15 protein-coding genes and 1 pseudogene are annotated in these 15,661 nt (G+C 67.4%); 9 read left to right on the forward strand and 7 right to left on the reverse strand.

Annotated elements, in window-relative coordinates:
• Positions 1-123: pseudogene (locus Q1M07_RS17720) on the reverse strand (tyrosine-type recombinase/integrase); the annotation flags it as partial.
• Between the two features lie 274 nt (positions 124-397).
• Positions 398-1,318: a transposase gene (locus tag Q1M07_RS17725; protein ID WP_300456292.1), complete on the reverse strand. Its 921-nt coding sequence runs from the start codon at positions 1,316-1,318 to the stop codon at positions 398-400.
• Between the two features lie 643 nt (positions 1,319-1,961).
• On the opposite strand from Q1M07_RS17725, the gene amrB reads away from it, so the two are divergent.
• The 9 genes from amrB to Q1M07_RS17770 all read left to right on the forward strand — a co-directional run bounded on the left by amrB (position 1,962) and on the right by Q1M07_RS17770 (position 12,332).
• On the forward strand, positions 1,962-2,780 hold the full coding sequence (amrB, locus tag Q1M07_RS17730) for an AmmeMemoRadiSam system protein B (protein WP_300456295.1): 819 nt from the start codon (positions 1,962-1,964) through the stop codon (positions 2,778-2,780).
• Positions 2,770-3,318, forward strand: coding sequence for an AmmeMemoRadiSam system protein A (amrA, locus tag Q1M07_RS17735; RefSeq protein ID WP_300456182.1), 549 nt, complete (start codon positions 2,770-2,772; stop codon positions 3,316-3,318). Before amrB ends, amrA begins: the two co-directional genes overlap by 11 nt.
• A complete protein-coding gene (gene amrS / locus Q1M07_RS17740) occupies positions 3,303-4,412 on the forward strand; it encodes an AmmeMemoRadiSam system radical SAM enzyme (protein WP_300456185.1) in 1,110 nt (369 codons plus the stop codon). Before amrA ends, amrS begins: the two co-directional genes overlap by 16 nt.
• Positions 4,409-5,056, forward strand: a complete 648-nt coding sequence (locus Q1M07_RS17745; protein ID WP_300456188.1) for a hypothetical protein — start codon at positions 4,409-4,411, stop codon at positions 5,054-5,056. Before amrS ends, Q1M07_RS17745 begins: the two co-directional genes overlap by 4 nt.
• Before the next feature lie 177 nt (positions 5,057-5,233).
• Positions 5,234-6,469: a phospholipase D-like domain-containing protein gene (locus Q1M07_RS17750; RefSeq protein WP_300456191.1), complete on the forward strand. Its 1,236-nt coding sequence runs from the start codon at positions 5,234-5,236 to the stop codon at positions 6,467-6,469.
• A gap of 279 nt (positions 6,470-6,748) precedes the next feature.
• Complete coding sequence (locus tag Q1M07_RS17755) at positions 6,749-7,321, forward strand: DUF2760 domain-containing protein (RefSeq protein ID WP_300456193.1); 573 nt, start codon at positions 6,749-6,751, stop codon at positions 7,319-7,321.
• Complete coding sequence (locus tag Q1M07_RS17760) at positions 7,318-9,165, forward strand: Hsp70 family protein (protein ID WP_300456197.1); 1,848 nt, start codon at positions 7,318-7,320, stop codon at positions 9,163-9,165. The genes Q1M07_RS17755 and Q1M07_RS17760 overlap by 4 nt, the downstream gene beginning before the upstream one ends.
• Before the next feature lie 4 nt (positions 9,166-9,169).
• Complete coding sequence (locus tag Q1M07_RS17765) at positions 9,170-11,971, forward strand: Hsp70 family protein (protein ID WP_300456202.1); 2,802 nt, start codon at positions 9,170-9,172, stop codon at positions 11,969-11,971.
• Positions 11,972-12,119: 148 nt separating this feature from the next.
• On the forward strand, positions 12,120-12,332 hold the full coding sequence (locus Q1M07_RS17770) for a hypothetical protein (RefSeq protein WP_300456204.1): 213 nt from the start codon (positions 12,120-12,122) through the stop codon (positions 12,330-12,332).
• Here the strand turns inward: Q1M07_RS17770 and Q1M07_RS17775 are convergent.
• From Q1M07_RS17775 to Q1M07_RS17795, 5 genes are all read right to left on the reverse strand, one after another.
• Positions 12,316-12,807: an LEA type 2 family protein gene (locus tag Q1M07_RS17775; RefSeq protein ID WP_300456207.1), complete on the reverse strand. Its 492-nt coding sequence runs from the start codon at positions 12,805-12,807 to the stop codon at positions 12,316-12,318. The genes Q1M07_RS17770 and Q1M07_RS17775 overlap by 17 nt on opposite strands.
• A complete protein-coding gene (locus Q1M07_RS17780) occupies positions 12,804-13,733 on the reverse strand; it encodes an NAD(P)-dependent oxidoreductase (protein ID WP_300456211.1) in 930 nt (309 codons plus the stop codon). Before Q1M07_RS17780 ends, Q1M07_RS17775 begins: the two co-directional genes overlap by 4 nt.
• Positions 13,733-14,611: an NAD(P)-binding domain-containing protein gene (locus Q1M07_RS17785; protein ID WP_300456214.1), complete on the reverse strand. Its 879-nt coding sequence runs from the start codon at positions 14,609-14,611 to the stop codon at positions 13,733-13,735. The genes Q1M07_RS17780 and Q1M07_RS17785 overlap by 1 nt, the downstream gene beginning before the upstream one ends.
• 62 nt (positions 14,612-14,673) lie before the next feature.
• Positions 14,674-15,087 (reverse strand): secondary thiamine-phosphate synthase enzyme YjbQ, encoded by a 414-nt coding sequence (locus Q1M07_RS17790; protein ID WP_300456217.1) that lies wholly within the window; start codon positions 15,085-15,087, stop codon positions 14,674-14,676.
• Between the two features lie 19 nt (positions 15,088-15,106).
• On the reverse strand, positions 15,107-15,646 hold the full coding sequence (locus Q1M07_RS17795) for a DUF924 family protein (RefSeq protein ID WP_300456220.1): 540 nt from the start codon (positions 15,644-15,646) through the stop codon (positions 15,107-15,109).
• Positions 15,647-15,661 lie beyond the last annotated feature (15 nt).

Here is a 15,661-nt window from a genome sequence, read left to right on the forward strand (position 1 = left end):
CAGCGGCACCCGGCGATCCTTGTTGCCTTTGGCGTCGCGGATATGCACGCGGGCGCGGGCGCCGTCGATGTCGGCGACGGTCAGCCGCAATCCTTCGCCCAGGCGAAGCCCGAGACTGTAGAGAGGGTCATCAGCACTCAAGCACCAACTCACGCAACTCACGAACTCACGCACGCTCACGGGGTCACGCGCGCTCACGGGGTCACGCGCGCTCACGGGTCAGCTCACGGGGTCACACACTCACGACACTCACGGGGTCAGGTCTTTCTTTTTTTCTTCCTCGCGGCAGCTCACGGGCAGCTCACGCAGCTCACGCGCAGCTCACGGGGTCAGGTCTTTCTTTTTTTCTTCCTCGCAGCTCACGGGGTCCTCACGGGGTCAGGGTCCTCACGCGTCCTCACGGGGTCAGGTCTTGCTTTTTTTCTTCCTGGCGCACGGTCCTCACGGGGTCAGGTCTTTTTTTTTCTTCCTGGCGCGCGCATTCGCCGAGGCGCACGATCTTGCTTACGCGGGAGTAGTGCAAACCGAAGTAATCGCCGATTTCCTTCAGGGTGTACCCGCCGCTCGCGTACGCCCCGGCGATGGCGCTGTTCCGATCGTCGCATTGCCGTACGAAGTCAGCGAGAGGCTTTGGGACGGGCCGAGCCCGGGCCTGCGGAACCTCGCGCAGATCGCTGCCGGCAGGAAGGCGGCTGCGCACTGAATCGACAAACACGTCAGACCCCAGGAACAGTTGCTGTTTGAGTTGTCCCCACGGCGTCGTCGCTTGGCGGTGTCCTTCGGCAACGAAGCGACTGTACGCCGCAACCGCTTCCGGCATGGTCTCGCCGAATGCTGACAGGACCCACCGCGTCGCCAACCAGTCCGGCGTGCATTCATCGCCAATCGTCGCGCGATAGCTGCTCCACTGCCAGTCTCCAGGAGTGCGGACCATCGCTGCACGAACCGGGTTGAGAACGACGTAGCGGGCGAGTTCCAGCAGGTAAGCGTCCTTTTCGACCACTATTGCTTTGTAGCGACCTTGAAAGACGTGCCCGACGCGATGATGGGACTTGTTGAAAGCCTGCGTGTAGACACCGTTGAGCTGCCTCATGCCCTTGGAGAGATTCGCATCCGGCGTTTCTACGAGCAGGTGATAATGATTGCTCATCAAGCAGTACGCATGGATCGTCCAGTTGAAACGACCCACCACGCCGCTCAGCACCGCCAGAAACAAGCGCCGGTCCGCATCAGAGAGGTAGATGTCCTCTCTCCCGTCACCTCGCGCCGTAACGTGGTACAGGCCGCCAATAAACTCGATGCGAAGTGGTCTTGCCATGTGACTGATTCTAAGGTGCAACGGAGAAAAATGAAAGACCTGACCCCACAACCTTATGACCCCACAACCTTGACCCCACAACCCATGACCCCACAACCCATGACCCCACAACCACATGACCCCACAACCACAACCCCACAACCACAACCCCACAACCACAACCCCACAACCACAACCCCACAACCACATGACCCCACAACCACACAACTGCACAAAAGACCTGACCCCACAACTGCACATGACCCCACAACTGCACACAACTGCACTTTGGCAGAATTCATGCAACATATACTACACCGTCGCCGAATGGACGGCTTAGGCGAAATGAAGCCGCTACCCGTGGCCTTGCGGTCGACGAAATTTGATGTGGGGATACTCTGTGGGGGAAACGGGAGCGAGGACTGACAAGGGAGTCAGGAACCGACGCGCGAAGGCGGCAGACCGTCAGGCGCCGCGGCGAAAGAACTCATCGAGCGACGGCGGAAAGGAACCCGGCACCCGGCTGATCAAGCCAGCCCGCCGCGCTTCCGTTCAAGGTGCGCCCGAGAAGAGTTTTCTCCGCGCCGGTACGCCTCGGGTATCCCTCGGCGATCGCGCGTGTCTATACTTTAGTGTAGGCAACTTGTCCGGGAGAACGAACATGATGAGTTACGCGGCAGAACCTATTCGGCCGGCGGCGGTGGCCGGCAGTTTCTATCCGGGATCGTCGGCGGTTCTGGCGCGCGATTTGCGTGCTTTGCTGAGTCGCGACACCGGGATCCCGGCCCGGCAGCCGAAGGCCATCATCGCCCCGCATGCGGGCTATGTCTACTCGGGACCGATCGCCGCCCGCGTCTATGCCCCGCTCAGCGCCTGGCGGGCCGGCATCCGGCGCGTCGTGCTGCTCGGTCCGACGCATCGCGTCGCGGTCGATGGACTGGCCGTTCCGTCCTCGACGGCCTTCGCCACGCCGCTCGGGACGGTGCCGGTGGACCGGTCGGCCATCGCTCTGATCGAGCAACTGCCGCAAGTTCTGGTGAGCGACGCGGCGCACGCTTTCGAGCACTCGCTGGAGGTGCAACTGCCGTTTCTGCAGAGCGTCCTCGACGAGTTCATGCTCGTTCCGCTGGCCGTCGGCCGCGCCTCGGCGACGCAGGTCGCCGAAGTGCTCGAATGCCTGTGGGGCGGCGACGAAACGCTGCTCGTGATCAGTTCCGACCTCTCGCACTATCTGCCCTACGGGCTGGCGCGCGAAACCGACACGGCGACCGCGCGCCAGATCGTGGCACTTGGTCCGCCGGTCGACCATCAGCAGGCCTGCGGTGCGACGCCGGTCAACGGCCTGCTGCTGGCCGCCCGTCGCCACGGGCTGCGGGCCCGGCTGGTCGACCTGCGTAACTCGGGAGACACCGCCGGCGACAAGTCGCGCGTCGTCGGTTACGGGGCTTTCGCCTTCAGCGCGGAGCCCGAACATGCTGGCTGACGCTCTCGGCAGGGCCCTGCTGAGCACCGCGCGCAACGCCATCGACCAGCGCTTCGGGCGGCCGGGGCAGGGCGTCGAACCGCTCCCGGAACTGAACGAGGCGGGTGCCAGCTTCGTGACGCTGACCCGGGAAGGCCAGTTGCGCGGTTGCATCGGCAGTCTGGAAGCCTACCGTCCGCTGGCCATCGACGTGGCCGAAAACGCCATCGCCGCCGCCTTTCGCGATCCCCGCTTCGCGCCGCTGACGGTGTCCGAGTGGCCGCGCATCCGGGTCGAGGTTTCGCTGCTGACGCCGGCCGAGGACTTCCCGGTGGCCAGCGAGTCGGACGCTTTGAGCCGTCTGCGGCCCGGCGTGGACGGCGTGATCCTGAGCTATGGCAGGCGGCGCGCGACTTTCCTGCCGCAGGTCTGGGAATCGCTCCCCGAGCCGCGGCGCTTTCTGGCGCAGCTCAAGCTCAAGGCCGGGCTGGCGGCCGATTTCTGGCACGAGGATGTGGTCCTGGCGCGTTACGGAGTACGCAAATGGAAAGAGACGTGAAAGACTCGCCGAAAGTGCCGGAATCGGCTCATCCGGCCCGCTGGTGGCACACGATCGACGACCGACGGATCCAGTGCGACCTCTGTCCGCGCGATTGCCGGCTGCACGAAGGTCAGCGTGGCGCCTGTTTCGTGCGGCAGAACATCGGCGGTCAGATGGTGCTCACGACTTACGGCCGTTCTTCGGGCTTTTGCATCGATCCGATAGAGAAGAAGCCGCTCAACCACTTCCTCCCCGGTTCGTCGATCCTCTCCTTTGGCACCGCCGGCTGCAACCTGGCGTGCAAGTTCTGCCAGAACTGGGACATCTCGAAGTCGAAAGACATGGACCGTCTGCTCGACGCCGCCAGCCCGGAGGGCATCGCCGCCGCGGCGCTGGCCTATGGCGCCGCATCGGTGGCCTTCACCTACAACGACCCGGTGATCTTCGCCGAGTACGCGATCGACACGGCGCTTGCCTGTCACGCGCGCGGCGTCCGGACGGTCGCCGTAACGGCCGCCTACATCCATGCGTTGCCGGCGCGCGAGTTCTACGCCGTGATGGACGCCGCGAACGTCGATCTGAAGGCTTTCAGCGATGATTTCTACTTCAAGCTTTGCGGCGGCCACCTGCAACCGGTACTCGACGTTCTGGCCTACATCCATCATGCCACCAAGTGCTGGCTCGAGATCACCACTCTGCTGATTCCCGGGCAGAACGACTCGAGCAGCGAGATCACGGCGCTCGCGCAATGGGTGGCGCGCGAACTGGGGCCGGATGTGCCGCTGCACTTCACCGCTTTCCACCCTGACTGGAAAATGGACGATCTGCCGCCGACGCCTCGCGCCACCCTGACGCGGGCGCGGCGTATCGCGCTCGACGCCGGTTTGCACTATGTCTACACCGGAAACGTCCATGACAGCGAGGGCGGCACGACCTTCTGCCCGAGTTGCCAGGCGGCGCTGATCGAGCGTGACTGGTACGTCATCCGCCGTTACGATCTGCCCGCCGATGGCCGCTGCCCGCATTGCGCGACGCAGATCGCCGGCCACTTTGCGCGCTTCGGCAAGCCGTTCGGACCGCGCCGCGTACCGGTGCGGCTGGTGCGCCCTTGAACGGGCAGCGCGCCATCGAGCGCGCCAACGCGCTGCTGCCTGGCCGGCTGACGCTGCCTGCCGACGCCTTGGCGTTGGTCCTCCTGGCGCACGCCGGCGCCACTCCCGAAGCTGGCGGCGACGCGCTGGCGAGCGAGTTGGGCAAGGCCGGCTTGGGTTCGCTGAAGGTCGACCTGCTGCGCGACTCGGAGGAGCGTTTCGCCGACCTGCACCACAACGTCACGCTGCTCGCCCGGCGCCTGCTCGACGATCTCAAATCGATCACCTGGCGGATGTTCCTCGGCGAACTGCCGACCCTGCCGATCGGCCTCTGCGCCGCCGGCGACTGTTCGCCGGTCGCGCTGCGCGTCGCCGCGCTGCGCGACAAGGACGTCTTTGCCGTGGTTTGCCGGTCCGGCCTGATCGATCTCGCGGGGACGCTCTACCTGCGTTCGCTGACCGCGCCGCTGCTCGTTTTCGTCGCTGACGACGACGAGCGGGTGGTGGCCAGCAATCGGCGGGCCTTGCGCGAGTTGTCGTGCCGCAAGGAACTGATGTTGCTGCCGTCAGGTGGCGAAGTGTCCGACCCGGTGACCGTCGGCCAGTGTTTGGCGCGGGAGACGACACGGTGGTTCGTGCGCAACCTGCCCATCCGTACGGCTTGAACGACGCGCGGCCGGCGGGCGAACCGGCGGACGTTTGCCCGGCGCCGATCGTCGCTTACAATCGCCAGCGCGGCGCGCCGAAGCGCTCGTGCCGCCGCGCGGCGCGACAGGCGGTTTGACGATCGTAGCGCCATGACGGCCGGCTGCGCGACAGACCATCACCCGAGGATGTTTGGCATGCGTCAAAAGATTTCGCTCATCGTGCAGCCGGGCGACAGTTTCTTTCCCATCGTGCGTGCGATCGACCGCGCCGAACGCACGATTAACCTGACCGCTTTCCGGATGGACGATCCGATCGTCCAGCGCGCCTTGATCGAGGCTCAGCAACGCGGTGTCCGGATTCGCGTGCTCATTTCGAGCAGCGCGCGGGGCTGGGAGGAGAGAAACCGCAAACTCCTCAAGGACGCCAGGGAAGCCGGCATCGCGACGCGGGAGCCGGCGGGTGACAGCAAGCGGGCCCGATATCACTATAAGGTGATGACCGTGGACGACGAAGCGGCGCTGGTTTTCACCTTCAACCCGACGCGCGAAAACCTGCACTACACGCGTGATTTCGGCATCGAGATCTATAGCCCGGCGATCACCGCCGAGATCAACCGGCTGTTCGACGCCGACTGGGACGACCTGCCCTTCGTTCCGAACGACTCCTCGCCGCTGCTCATCAGCCCGTTCAACAGCCGGCAGAAGTTCGAGCGCTGGCTGGCCGCCGCGGAACACTCGATCCAGATCGCCGACGCCAAACTGGAGGATCCGGCCATCGTCAAACTCCTCGTGCACAAGGCGCGCAGCGGCGTCCGGGTGCGCGTCCTGGGCGACGAGGCGCACGGCGGCCGGCTGCCGCCCGAGATCGCCTTCGGGGTCGTGCCGCGCTACAAGCTGCACGCCAAGTGCACCATCGTCGATGGGTCGGCCGCGCTGGTCGGCAGCATGAACCTGCGCGCCGAAAGCCTCGACCGGCGTCGCGAGTTGGGCATCCTGGTCGATGACGGCGACGTGTTGCACCGCTTGCAGGCCGTTTTCGAGAGCGACTGGGAGCGCAAGGCGGCGGCCTTCGACCACAGCACGACGCAGGTGATGCGCGCCGGGTGGATGACGCCGCGCGAGCCGCCGGAGAGTCCGGCGGCGGGTCTCGTTCTCCTCTCGCGCACCAATGCCCTGCGGCGGCATCCGGTGCGCGAGGGCGTGACGACCATCGGGCGGGCACAGGAGAACGACGTGGTGATCCGCGACGCTCTGGTCAGCCGCTACCACGCGCGCATCACCTGCGACGCGCTGAGTTGCCGGATCACCGACCTGGCGAGCGGCAACGGCACCTTCCTGAATGGCGGGCGAATCACCGAAACGACCTGCCTGCGTCCCGGCGACGTCATCCGTATCGCCGATAGCGAAGAGTTCCGCCTTCTGGAACTGTAGGAGCGTTGCCGGCCAGCGGCGCATCGACGCCCGTCTTGCGCGCTCCGGCGGACCTACCCGAAAACGGCAAAATGGTTTATATTGCGCTGCAACAGACGCGCCTGCGGCGCCCGGACTGGCGGTCACATCCCGCGCCGGCCGGCACGATCGTCGCTGCAGCGTAGGAGACGTGGCGCGCCGCCCGTCTGCCAGGCCCGGCGCGCTGCCGCGGCCGCGGCAAGTCCGGAACGTAGAATATCTCACCGCGCCGCCACGGCGGCCAGAAATCAGGACCCTTTCATGAAACAAGATCCTCCCTCCCTGTTGAGCAGAATTTCCCTGGCCTTCAGCAGCTTTTTCGCGATCATCGCCGACGGCCATTTCGCGGCTCGTGTCCAGGCCTTGCGTGCCGACGAACAGCGCAGCGAACCGTCGACCGCGGCGCCGGCGCCTGCGCCGGCGCTCCGGCCGGCCGCACCGCCGCTGCGCGAAGCCGCGCCTGACGGCGCGCTCCAACTGCTCGGCCTGTTGCAGCGCGAAGCGCGCTTCGTCGACTTCATCGAGGAAGACGTCGCCGCCTACGCCGACGCCGATGTCGGCGCCGCGGCGCGCGTCGTCCATGAAGGCTGCCGTAAGGTACTGCGCGAGAACTTTACGATCAGTCCGGTACGCGACGAGGCCGAAGGCAGCCGTATCACGCTGCCGGAGGGCTTCGACGCCGCGGCGATTCGCGTCACCGGCAACGTCGTCGGCCGTCCGCCCTTCGCGGGCAGCCTCGCGCATCGTGGCTGGCGGGTCGTCGAAACGCGCCTGCCCAAGCTCTCCGGCAGCCACGAACTGCGCATCGTCGCTCCGGCCGAGGTGGAGCTATGAGCGAAGCACGCTTTTCGATCGGTATCGACCTGGGGACGACGCATTGTGCCCTCTCTTACGTGGACATCGGCGGCAGCGACGGCGAACAGGTCAGTCAGCAGGTACTGGCCATTCCCCAACTGACGGCGCCCGGTTCGGTCGAGGCGCGCGGGCTGCTGCCCTCGTTCATCTATCTGCCGCATGCGAGTGAACTTGCTGCCGGCGACCTCGATCTGCCGTGGACCGCCGAGCAGGAATACGCGGTTGGCGAAATGGCGCGCAGCCGCGGCGCGGCGACACCGATCCGCCTGGTGTCGAGCGCCAAGAGCTGGCTCTGCCATGCCGGCGTCGACCGACGCGCCGCGATCCTGCCGAACGATGCGCCACCGGAAGTGGCCCGTCTGTCGCCGCTCGAAGCGTCCTTGCGCTACCTCGCCCATCTGCGTGCGGCGTGGGACGAGGCGCAGCCGGCGGCTCCTTTTGCCGACCAGGAGATCGTCGTCACCATTCCTGCGTCTTTCGATCCCGCAGCGCGCGAACTGACGGCCGAGGCGGCCAAGGCGGCCGGATGTGGACGCATGATCCTGCTCGAGGAGCCGCAGGCGGCGCTCTATAGCTGGATCCAGAAAAGCGCCGGCGGCTGGCGAAAGCAGGTGCGGCCGGGGGACATCATCCTGGTGGTCGATGTCGGTGGCGGAACCAGCGACTTTTCGCTGATCGCCGTCCTCGAACGCGACGGCAAGCTCGAACTGCACCGCGTCGCGGTCGGTGAGCACATTCTGCTCGGCGGCGACAACATGGACCTGGCGCTGGCCTACGCCGTCGCCGCCAAACTGTCGGCCCAGGGCCACAAGCTCGACGCGTGGCAACTGCGTGCGCTGACGCATGCCTGCCGGTCGGCCAAGGAAACGCTGCTCGGGGATCCGGCGATCGCCGCCGTACCGCTGGTTATTGCCAGCCGTGGCGCGAAGCTGATCGGTGGCTCGATACGCAGCGAGTTGACGCGCGAAGAACTCACTGCCACGCTGCTCGAAGGCTTCTTCCCGCGCGCGGCGATCGCCGATCGCCCGCAGGGGCGTGGCCGCGCCGGATTGACCCAGCTCGGGCTGCCCTATGCGCAGGACGCCGCGGTCACTCGCCACCTGGCGGCTTTCCTCGCTCGGCAGCGTGCGGCGACGGCCGATCTCGACGGTTTCGTCGGCCAACTGCCTGACGATGCCAGTTTTCTTCATCCGACCGCGGTGCTCTTCAATGGCGGCGTCTTCAAGTCCGACCTGCTGGCCGAGCGCACGCTGACGACGATCAATTCCTGGCTGGTCGGCGAGAACGCGCCACTCGCCCGTCTGCTCGAAGGTGCCGACCTCGACCTCGCCGTCGCCCGCGGCGCCGCCTACTACGGATACGTTCGCCGCGGCCAGGGGGTGCGCATCCGCGGCGGAACCGCGCGCTCCTACTACGTTGCCGTCGAGTCGGTGATGCCCGCCGTGCCTGGTCTGCAACCGCCGGTGCAGGCGCTTTGTCTGGCTCCTTTCGGCATGGAGGAGGGGACCGAGGCCGCCTTGTCGACGCAGGAATTCGGTCTCGTCGTCGGCGAACAGGTGCGCTTCCGCTTCTTCGGCTCGTCGGTCCGCCGTCAGGACGAGGTGGGAACGCTGCTCGAGGACTGGGAACCGGACGAACTGCAGGAACTCGACGAAATTCAGACTACCCTGCCCAGCGAAGGCCGCGCCGCCGGCGAGGTGGTGCGCGTCAAGCTGCATGCGCGGGTGACCGAAGCCGGGACTCTCGAACTCGAGGCGCTGCCGCACGGTGGCGACGAGTGCTGGAAGGTCGAATTCGACGTGCGCGGCGGCGCCGGCGACTGACGCCGTGCCCAAGCCCTACATCGTCGGCATCGATCTCGGCACCAGCAATACCGTCGTCGCTTACGCGGCGCCGGGCAAGACGCAGGTCGAACTGTTCTCCATCGAGCAACTGGTCGGCCTCGGCCAGGTCGCCGCGCGGCCGCTACTGCCTTCGGTGCGCTACCATCCGGCGGCCGGCGAAATCAGTCCGGGCGACCTGCAGCTTCCCTGGGAGATGGCCGGTGGCGGCGAGGCGGTGATTACTGGCCGTTTGGCGCTCGATCTCGGGGCCCAGGTTCCGGGCCGTCTGGTGGCCAGCGCCAAGAGCTGGCTGTCGCACGCCGCGGTGGACCGGCTGGCGCCGATCCTGCCCTGGGGTGGCGACGAGGAAGTCCTCAGGGTCTCGCCGGTAGCCGCCAGCGCGAGCTATCTGGCGCACGTCCGGGCCGCTTGGCGGCACCGCTTCCCGAGCGCGCCGCTCGAAGAGCAGCAGGTGGTCCTGACCGTTCCGGCGTCCTTCGACGAAGGCGCCCGCGCGCTGACGCTGGCCGCTGCGCGGCAGGCCGGACTGGCCAATCTGCGCCTGCTCGAGGAACCCCAGGCGGCCTTCTACGACTGGCTGTTCCGGCATCGACACCGGCTCGCCGAGGAGCTTGCCGAGACGCGACTGCTGCTCGTCTGCGACGTTGGCGGCGGCACCACCGACCTGACGCTGATTCAAGTAGCGATGCGGGACGGCGAACCGCAACTGACGCGCATCGGCGTCGGTGACCATCTGATGCTCGGTGGCGACAACATGGATCTTGCTCTCGCCCATCTCGTCGAAGCGCGCCTGCCGGCCAGCTCCGGACGACTGTCGGCGGCGCGTTTTTCTCAACTCACGGCACGTTGCCGCGTCTCCAAGGAGCAACTCCTGGTCAGCGGTGCGCCCGAGACGGTAGCCTTGACCTTGCTCGGCGGCGGTGCGCGGCTGATCGGCGGCGCGCGCAGCCTGGACCTCGCACGCGACGAGGTTCGGCAACTCCTCGTCGATGGCTTCTTCCCCGGCGTCCCGGTCGACGCCGCGCTACAGCAACGGCGCGCCGCGATCGTCGAATTCGGATTGCCCTATCCGGCCGATCCGGCGATCACGCGCCACCTCGCCGCCTTTCTTCAGCGCCACGCGTCGGCGGCGCGCCAGGCTCTGGCCGACGACGGCGCCGGCGGGTCGAGCGTGCCGATCCCCGACACCTTGCTGCTCAACGGCGGTGTATTCCGCTCCGCGGCGCTCGCCGAGCGTCTGCGCGAGACGCTCGGCGCCTGGCGCGGCAGCGCGCTGCGCGTCCTGCACAACGACGACCCGGACATCGCCGTGGCACGCGGCGCCGTCGCTTATGCGCTGGTCCGCCAGGGACACGGCCGGCGCATCGGCGGCGGGTCGGCGCGCAGCTATTTCCTTGTCCTCGACGAGGCCGGGCAGCGGCGGCGAGGCATCTGCCTGCTGCCGCGCGGCAGCGAGGAAGGACACGAAGTCCGCCTGCCGGAACGCAGCTTCGGCTTGCGCCTCGGCCAGCCGGTGCGCTTCCACCTCGCCTCGTCGGTCGCCGATACGTCCTACCGGCCGGGCGAGATCAGCGAACTGGGCGACGAGGACTTCATTCGCCTGCCGCCGATCGCCACCGTCGTCCAGCCGCTGGCCGGTAGCAGCCAACGCGAAGTACGCGTGCAACTGATTGCCGCGATGACCGAAGTCGGGACGCTGGAACTCCATTGCGTCAGCCTCGACGACGCCGCGCGCCGCTGGCTGCTCGAATTCCAGTTGCGCGGCGAGGCCGGCGAAAGCTTCGTTTCGCCGGCCGCCTTGCCGCCGCGTTTCGCCAGCGCCGTGCAGTGCATCGAGCAGGTGTTCGGGGCGCCGTCGCAAGCCCTCGACAGCAAGGAGGTGCGGCGTCTGCGCGGCCAGCTCGAGCATCTGCTCGGCAAGCGCGAGGACTGGGAAACGCCGCTGCTGCGCGCTCTTTTCGACGCCTTGCTGCAGCGCGCCCGACGGCGCCGTCGATCACCCGAGCACGAGCGGCTGTGGCTCAACCTGGCCGGCTATTGCCTGCGTCCCGGCCTCGGCTATGCGCTCGACGACTGGCGGATCGAACAACTGTGCCCGCTGCTCTCGCAGGGGATCGAATACAGCGGCGAAAGCCAGAACTGGTCGGAATGGTGGACGCTGTGGCGCCGCGCCGCCGGCGGTCTGCCGGCAGCGGTACAGGAACAGCTTTTTGGCGAGTTGTTGCCGGCACTGCGCAGCGAGGCGACGAGGAGCCGCCACCGGCGGCCGGCGCTTGCCGGTAGCCAGGATGACATGCTGCGCTTGGTGGCGTCGCTCGAACGACTACCGATCGAGCGCAAGATAGAATTCGGCGATGGCTTGCTGGACCGCCTGCGCAAGGCGGCGGAGAAGCCGCTGGGCTGGTGGGCGCTCGGCCGCATCGGCGCCCGTCAGTCGCTTTATGGTAGTGCGCATCAGGTCGTCCCGCCGGAGGTCGCCGGACGTTGGCTGGAAGCCCTGCTGGCCACCGACTGGAAGAAGGTCGAGCCGGCCGCCTTCGCCGCCACCCAACTGGCGCGCCTGACCGGCGACCGTTCGCGCGATCTGCCGGTGGCGCTGCGCCAACAGGTCGTCGCGCGGCTGACGGCGATCAATGCCAGCGACTCCTGGGTCAAGCAACTGGAGAGCGTGGTCGAACTCGACCGGGCGGACGAACGCCTGGCTTTCGGCGAGTCCTTGCCGGCTGGCCTGCGACTGGTCGGCGTGGGAGAGCCAACACGGAACAAGTGCGACGAAGTTTCCTGAGCCGCACGGCAAGTCGCCATAAATTCGCTGCATTGGCTTTTCGCGGGGCTTTTCCGGATAATCCGCGATTGCCCTGACAAGGGGCGGCGGCGTCACCAAAGGCAACGCATACCCGACAGTCGAGTCCGGAATTTTCGAGGAGTAAGCAATGCGCCCGCAACGAGGAACAGATCGTCGTCAGAGCCAGTCGGCACTACCGGCCGGACTGCCTGAACGCCGCTGCGGACCGGAGCGCCGCCGACTCCAGCTTACCGAGGAATCGATCGCCCTGCTCGAACAGCGTCTTGCCGCACTGACTCCGGACGATGACGACGACCCGGCTGAAGACGGCTGGGACAAGCTGATCATTCCTGTCGATTAGGCGGCGAGGGCTTTCTCGGCGAAGCTTCGAGAAGCGGCAACGGCAGGTCGCCGCGCCGTTCGAAAGGCAAAGTGCCCGCACCGGCCACGCCGAGGCGGCCGGCGATGCGGTAGTCGACCCGGTCGCGACCTCCTTTCTGTAGCTCGCGCAGTTGCTTCAGCGCATTGCCCAGCGTGCTGGTGGCCGTCACGTCGAGGACGGCTTCGCCCCAACGCGGAACCGTAACCGCCTTGTCCGACGAGCCTTTGAGGAAGGGTTGACCGTTGAGGTCGACAGCGAAGTCCAGGCCTTCGATCGGCAAGTCGGCTTCGTTCGGGTTGCGGATGCGCAACTGCAAGACGAAGCGCTGTTCCAGGAGGCCGAGCTGCAGCAGTTGCAGTCCGGCGACGCCGACTTCGGGTGGCCGGGAGAATCCGGCGAGATTCGCACAAGCCGCCAGGCAGGCGAGCACGACGATGGCAAGGGTTCTTTTCACTCGCCGCGTCCGGTTTCGACCAGTGCCCCGGCGGCGCTTGGCAAGTCGCGCCGGGCCCATCCGCTTCCAACCTCGAGGACACGCAGCAGGGCGGCCGTGTCCGCGTGTCCCCACCCGCTGGCCAGCAGCGCGTTGAGCTGCTGGCACACCGGCCCGCTGACCGGCAAGGGTACGCCGAGACGGTAGGCTTCGGCCAGCACGACGCCGTAGTCCTTGTGATGCAGGCGTGCCTCGACGCCGGCCGCGAAATCTCTGTCGACCATCCGGCGACCCATCACCTCGAGCACCCGGCTGTCGGCCGAGCCGCCGGCCAGCGCCCGGCGCACTTTGGCGGGATCGGCGCCGGCCGCGCGCGCCAGGTGCAGTGCCTCGGCCAGCGCCTGAATGGCGCCGACCATGACCATCTGGTTGCACGCCTTGGCGACCTGTCCGGCACCGCTATCGCCGACATGGACGATCGTCCGGCCGAGAATTTCGAGCAGCGGCCGCGCGCGTTCGAGTACCGCCGCCTTGCCGCCGACCATGATCGCCAGCGTCGCCGCGACGGCGCCCTGTTCGCCACCGGAAACCGGTGCGTCGAGCATCTCGACGCCCTGAACGGCGAGCCGCCGGGCCAGCGCGCGCGCCGTTTCGGGGGCGATGGTGCTCATGTCCACGAGGATAGAACCGGCCGCCAGGCCGGCGCCGAGACCGTCGGGCCCGAGCACGACGCTTTCGACGTCGGCACTGCCGGTGACCATGGTGAACACGACGTCGGCACGGCGGGCGACATCGGCCGCCGTCGCGCAGCGCTCCGCGCCGGCGGCGAGCAGCGGCTCGGCGGCCGCTGCACGACGCGCCCAGACCGCCAGTCGATGCCCGGCGTGCCGCAGGTGCAAGGCCATCGGCCGGCCCATCGCACCGAGGCCGACGAAGCCGAGACGCATCAGGACTCGGCGCCGGACAGGCGCTCGAGCAACTTGAGAATGGCGATCGAATCCTCTTCGCCGAGCCCCGAACCGACCATGGCGTTGTACATCTGCGCCGTCGCCGCCGACACCGGCAGGCACAGTCCGAGTTCGTGCGCGCTTTGCATGACGATGTTCATGTCCTTCTGGTGCATCCAGGACTTGAAGCCGGGTTTGAAGTTGCGGTCCAGCATACGCTGACCGTGATTCTCGAGGATCCTGGAATAGGCGAAGCCACCGAGCAGCGCCTCGCGCACGCGCGCCGGATCGACGCCGCTGCGGGCGGCGAAGTTGAGCGCTTCGGCGACGGTCAGCACGCCGACGCCGGTGACGATCTGGTTGGCCGCTTTCGCCACCTGTCCGGCACCGGCGTCGCCGACGTGAACGACGTTCTTGCCCAGGCAGGCGAAAGCCGGCCGGGCCGTCCCGAAGGCAGCGGCGCTGCCGCCGACCATGATCGACAACGTTCCGGCGATCGCGCCGACCTCGCCCCCGGAGACCGGTGCGTCGAGAAAGTCGACCCCTTGCTCGGCCAGCCGGGCGCCAATGTCACGCGCCGCCGCTGGCCGGATGGTGCTCATGTCGATAGCCACCAAGCCGGGCTGGGCGGCGCTGGCGACGCCCAGCTCGCCGAGCATCACCTGCTCGACGTCGGGCGCGTCGGCGACCATCGAAATGACCACGTCGGCGCCTTCGGCGACGCCGGCCGGACTGCCGGCGCCGACCGCGCCGGCGTCGAGCAGCGGCTGCATCGACACCGCCCGCCGCGCCCAGACGGTCAGCGAGTGGCCGCCGGCAAGCAGATTGAGCGCCATCGGGCGCCCCATGATACCCAGACCGATGAATCCGATTTTCATTGACGCTCCCTTTCCGGCCAGCCCATGAGCCGAGCCTGCAACAACGCGGCTGCCGCGGCCCTTCAGCCGACGACGGTGACGACGATCCGGCGCCGCTGCGGATGCGTCCGATGCTCCCAAAGATAGATTCCTTGCCAGGTGCCAAGGCACAGTTCGCCGCCGCCGACTGGCACCACCACCGAGGCTCCGGCGACGATGTTGCGCCCGTGCGCCGCCATGTCGTCGTCCCCCTCGCTGTCGTGCCGATAGGCGGCGTCGCCGTCGGGCGCCCAGCGCGCGGCCAGCGTCTCGAGGTCGCGGCGCACCGACGGATCGGCATTCTCGGTCAGCACCACCGAGCAACTGGTGTGCTGGACGAAGACGTTGGCCAGGCCGGTCGCGATGCCGGCCGCGCGGACGATCTGCGCCACTTCGCGGGTGATCTCGAGCGTCCCGCGGCCACGACTGTGAACGTCGAAAAGCTGCTGGTAAGCCATGTTTTTTCCTCTTCCGGCGCTAGAACGCCGATCCCGGCAGCTTCAGAAATTCGATCTCGGCCGGCGTCGACACACGACCCAGGATGGCGTTGCGGTGCGGATAACGGCCGAAGCGCTCGATGATCGCCCGATGCCGCAACGCGAAGTCGAGATTGCCTTCCATCCCCGGCGTGGCGAACAGCGCGACGGCCAGCGCCTGGATGGCGGCCGACTCGCTGTGCATGTAGGGCATGTAGAGAAAAGCCCGACGGTCGGCGGGGAGTGATCGGTCGGCACCGGCGGCGACGGCCTCTTGGGCAAGGACCAAAGCCATGCCGTCGGCAGCGAAGGCGGTTGCCTGGCCCCGGTAGATGTGGCGCGAAAACTGGTCGAGGACGATGACCTCAGCCAGCCGGCCATCGGCCGCATGGCGCCAGGCGTATAGCTCGCCACGCAGCGCTGCGGCGTGAACGGCGGCAAAACGCGCGGCGATCCGCCGGTCGAGGTCGTCGTTTGCCGACCACCACTGGGCGGACGCCAACTCACCGAACCAGAAACCGAGAACGTCGCTCGGTGCCATCAGGCGACAGCCGCG

Origin of the sequence: Accumulibacter sp., assembly GCF_029255285.1 — a bacterium.
Classification (GTDB): domain Bacteria; phylum Pseudomonadota; class Gammaproteobacteria; order Burkholderiales; family Rhodocyclaceae; genus Accumulibacter.

What these genes read in the sequence shown, in the direction of transcription:
- Q1M07_RS17770 (WP_300456204.1), top strand. Translation starts at nt 12,120, where the DNA reads ATGCGCCCGCAACGAGGAACAGATCGTCGTCAGAGCCAGTCGGCACTA.
- Q1M07_RS17785 (WP_300456214.1), bottom strand. Translation starts at nt 14,611, where the DNA reads ATGAAAATCGGATTCATCGGTCTGGGTATCATGGGGCGCCCGATGGCG.
- Q1M07_RS17795 (WP_300456220.1), bottom strand. Translation starts at nt 15,646, where the DNA reads ATGGCACCGAGCGACGTTCTCGGTTTCTGGTTCGGTGAGTTGGCGTCC.
- amrA (WP_300456182.1), top strand. Translation starts at nt 2,770, where the DNA reads ATGCTGGCTGACGCTCTCGGCAGGGCCCTGCTGAGCACCGCGCGCAAC.
- amrB (WP_300456295.1), top strand. Translation starts at nt 1,962, where the DNA reads ATGAGTTACGCGGCAGAACCTATTCGGCCGGCGGCGGTGGCCGGCAGT.
- Q1M07_RS17725 (WP_300456292.1), bottom strand. Translation starts at nt 1,318, where the DNA reads ATGGCAAGACCACTTCGCATCGAGTTTATTGGCGGCCTGTACCACGTT.
- Q1M07_RS17780 (WP_300456211.1), bottom strand. Translation starts at nt 13,733, where the DNA reads ATGCGTCTCGGCTTCGTCGGCCTCGGTGCGATGGGCCGGCCGATGGCC.
- amrS (WP_300456185.1), top strand. Translation starts at nt 3,303, where the DNA reads ATGGAAAGAGACGTGAAAGACTCGCCGAAAGTGCCGGAATCGGCTCAT.
- Q1M07_RS17750 (WP_300456191.1), top strand. Translation starts at nt 5,234, where the DNA reads ATGCGTCAAAAGATTTCGCTCATCGTGCAGCCGGGCGACAGTTTCTTT.
- Q1M07_RS17790 (WP_300456217.1), bottom strand. Translation starts at nt 15,087, where the DNA reads ATGGCTTACCAGCAGCTTTTCGACGTTCACAGTCGTGGCCGCGGGACG.
- Q1M07_RS17760 (WP_300456197.1), top strand. Translation starts at nt 7,318, where the DNA reads ATGAGCGAAGCACGCTTTTCGATCGGTATCGACCTGGGGACGACGCAT.
- Q1M07_RS17755 (WP_300456193.1), top strand. Translation starts at nt 6,749, where the DNA reads ATGAAACAAGATCCTCCCTCCCTGTTGAGCAGAATTTCCCTGGCCTTC.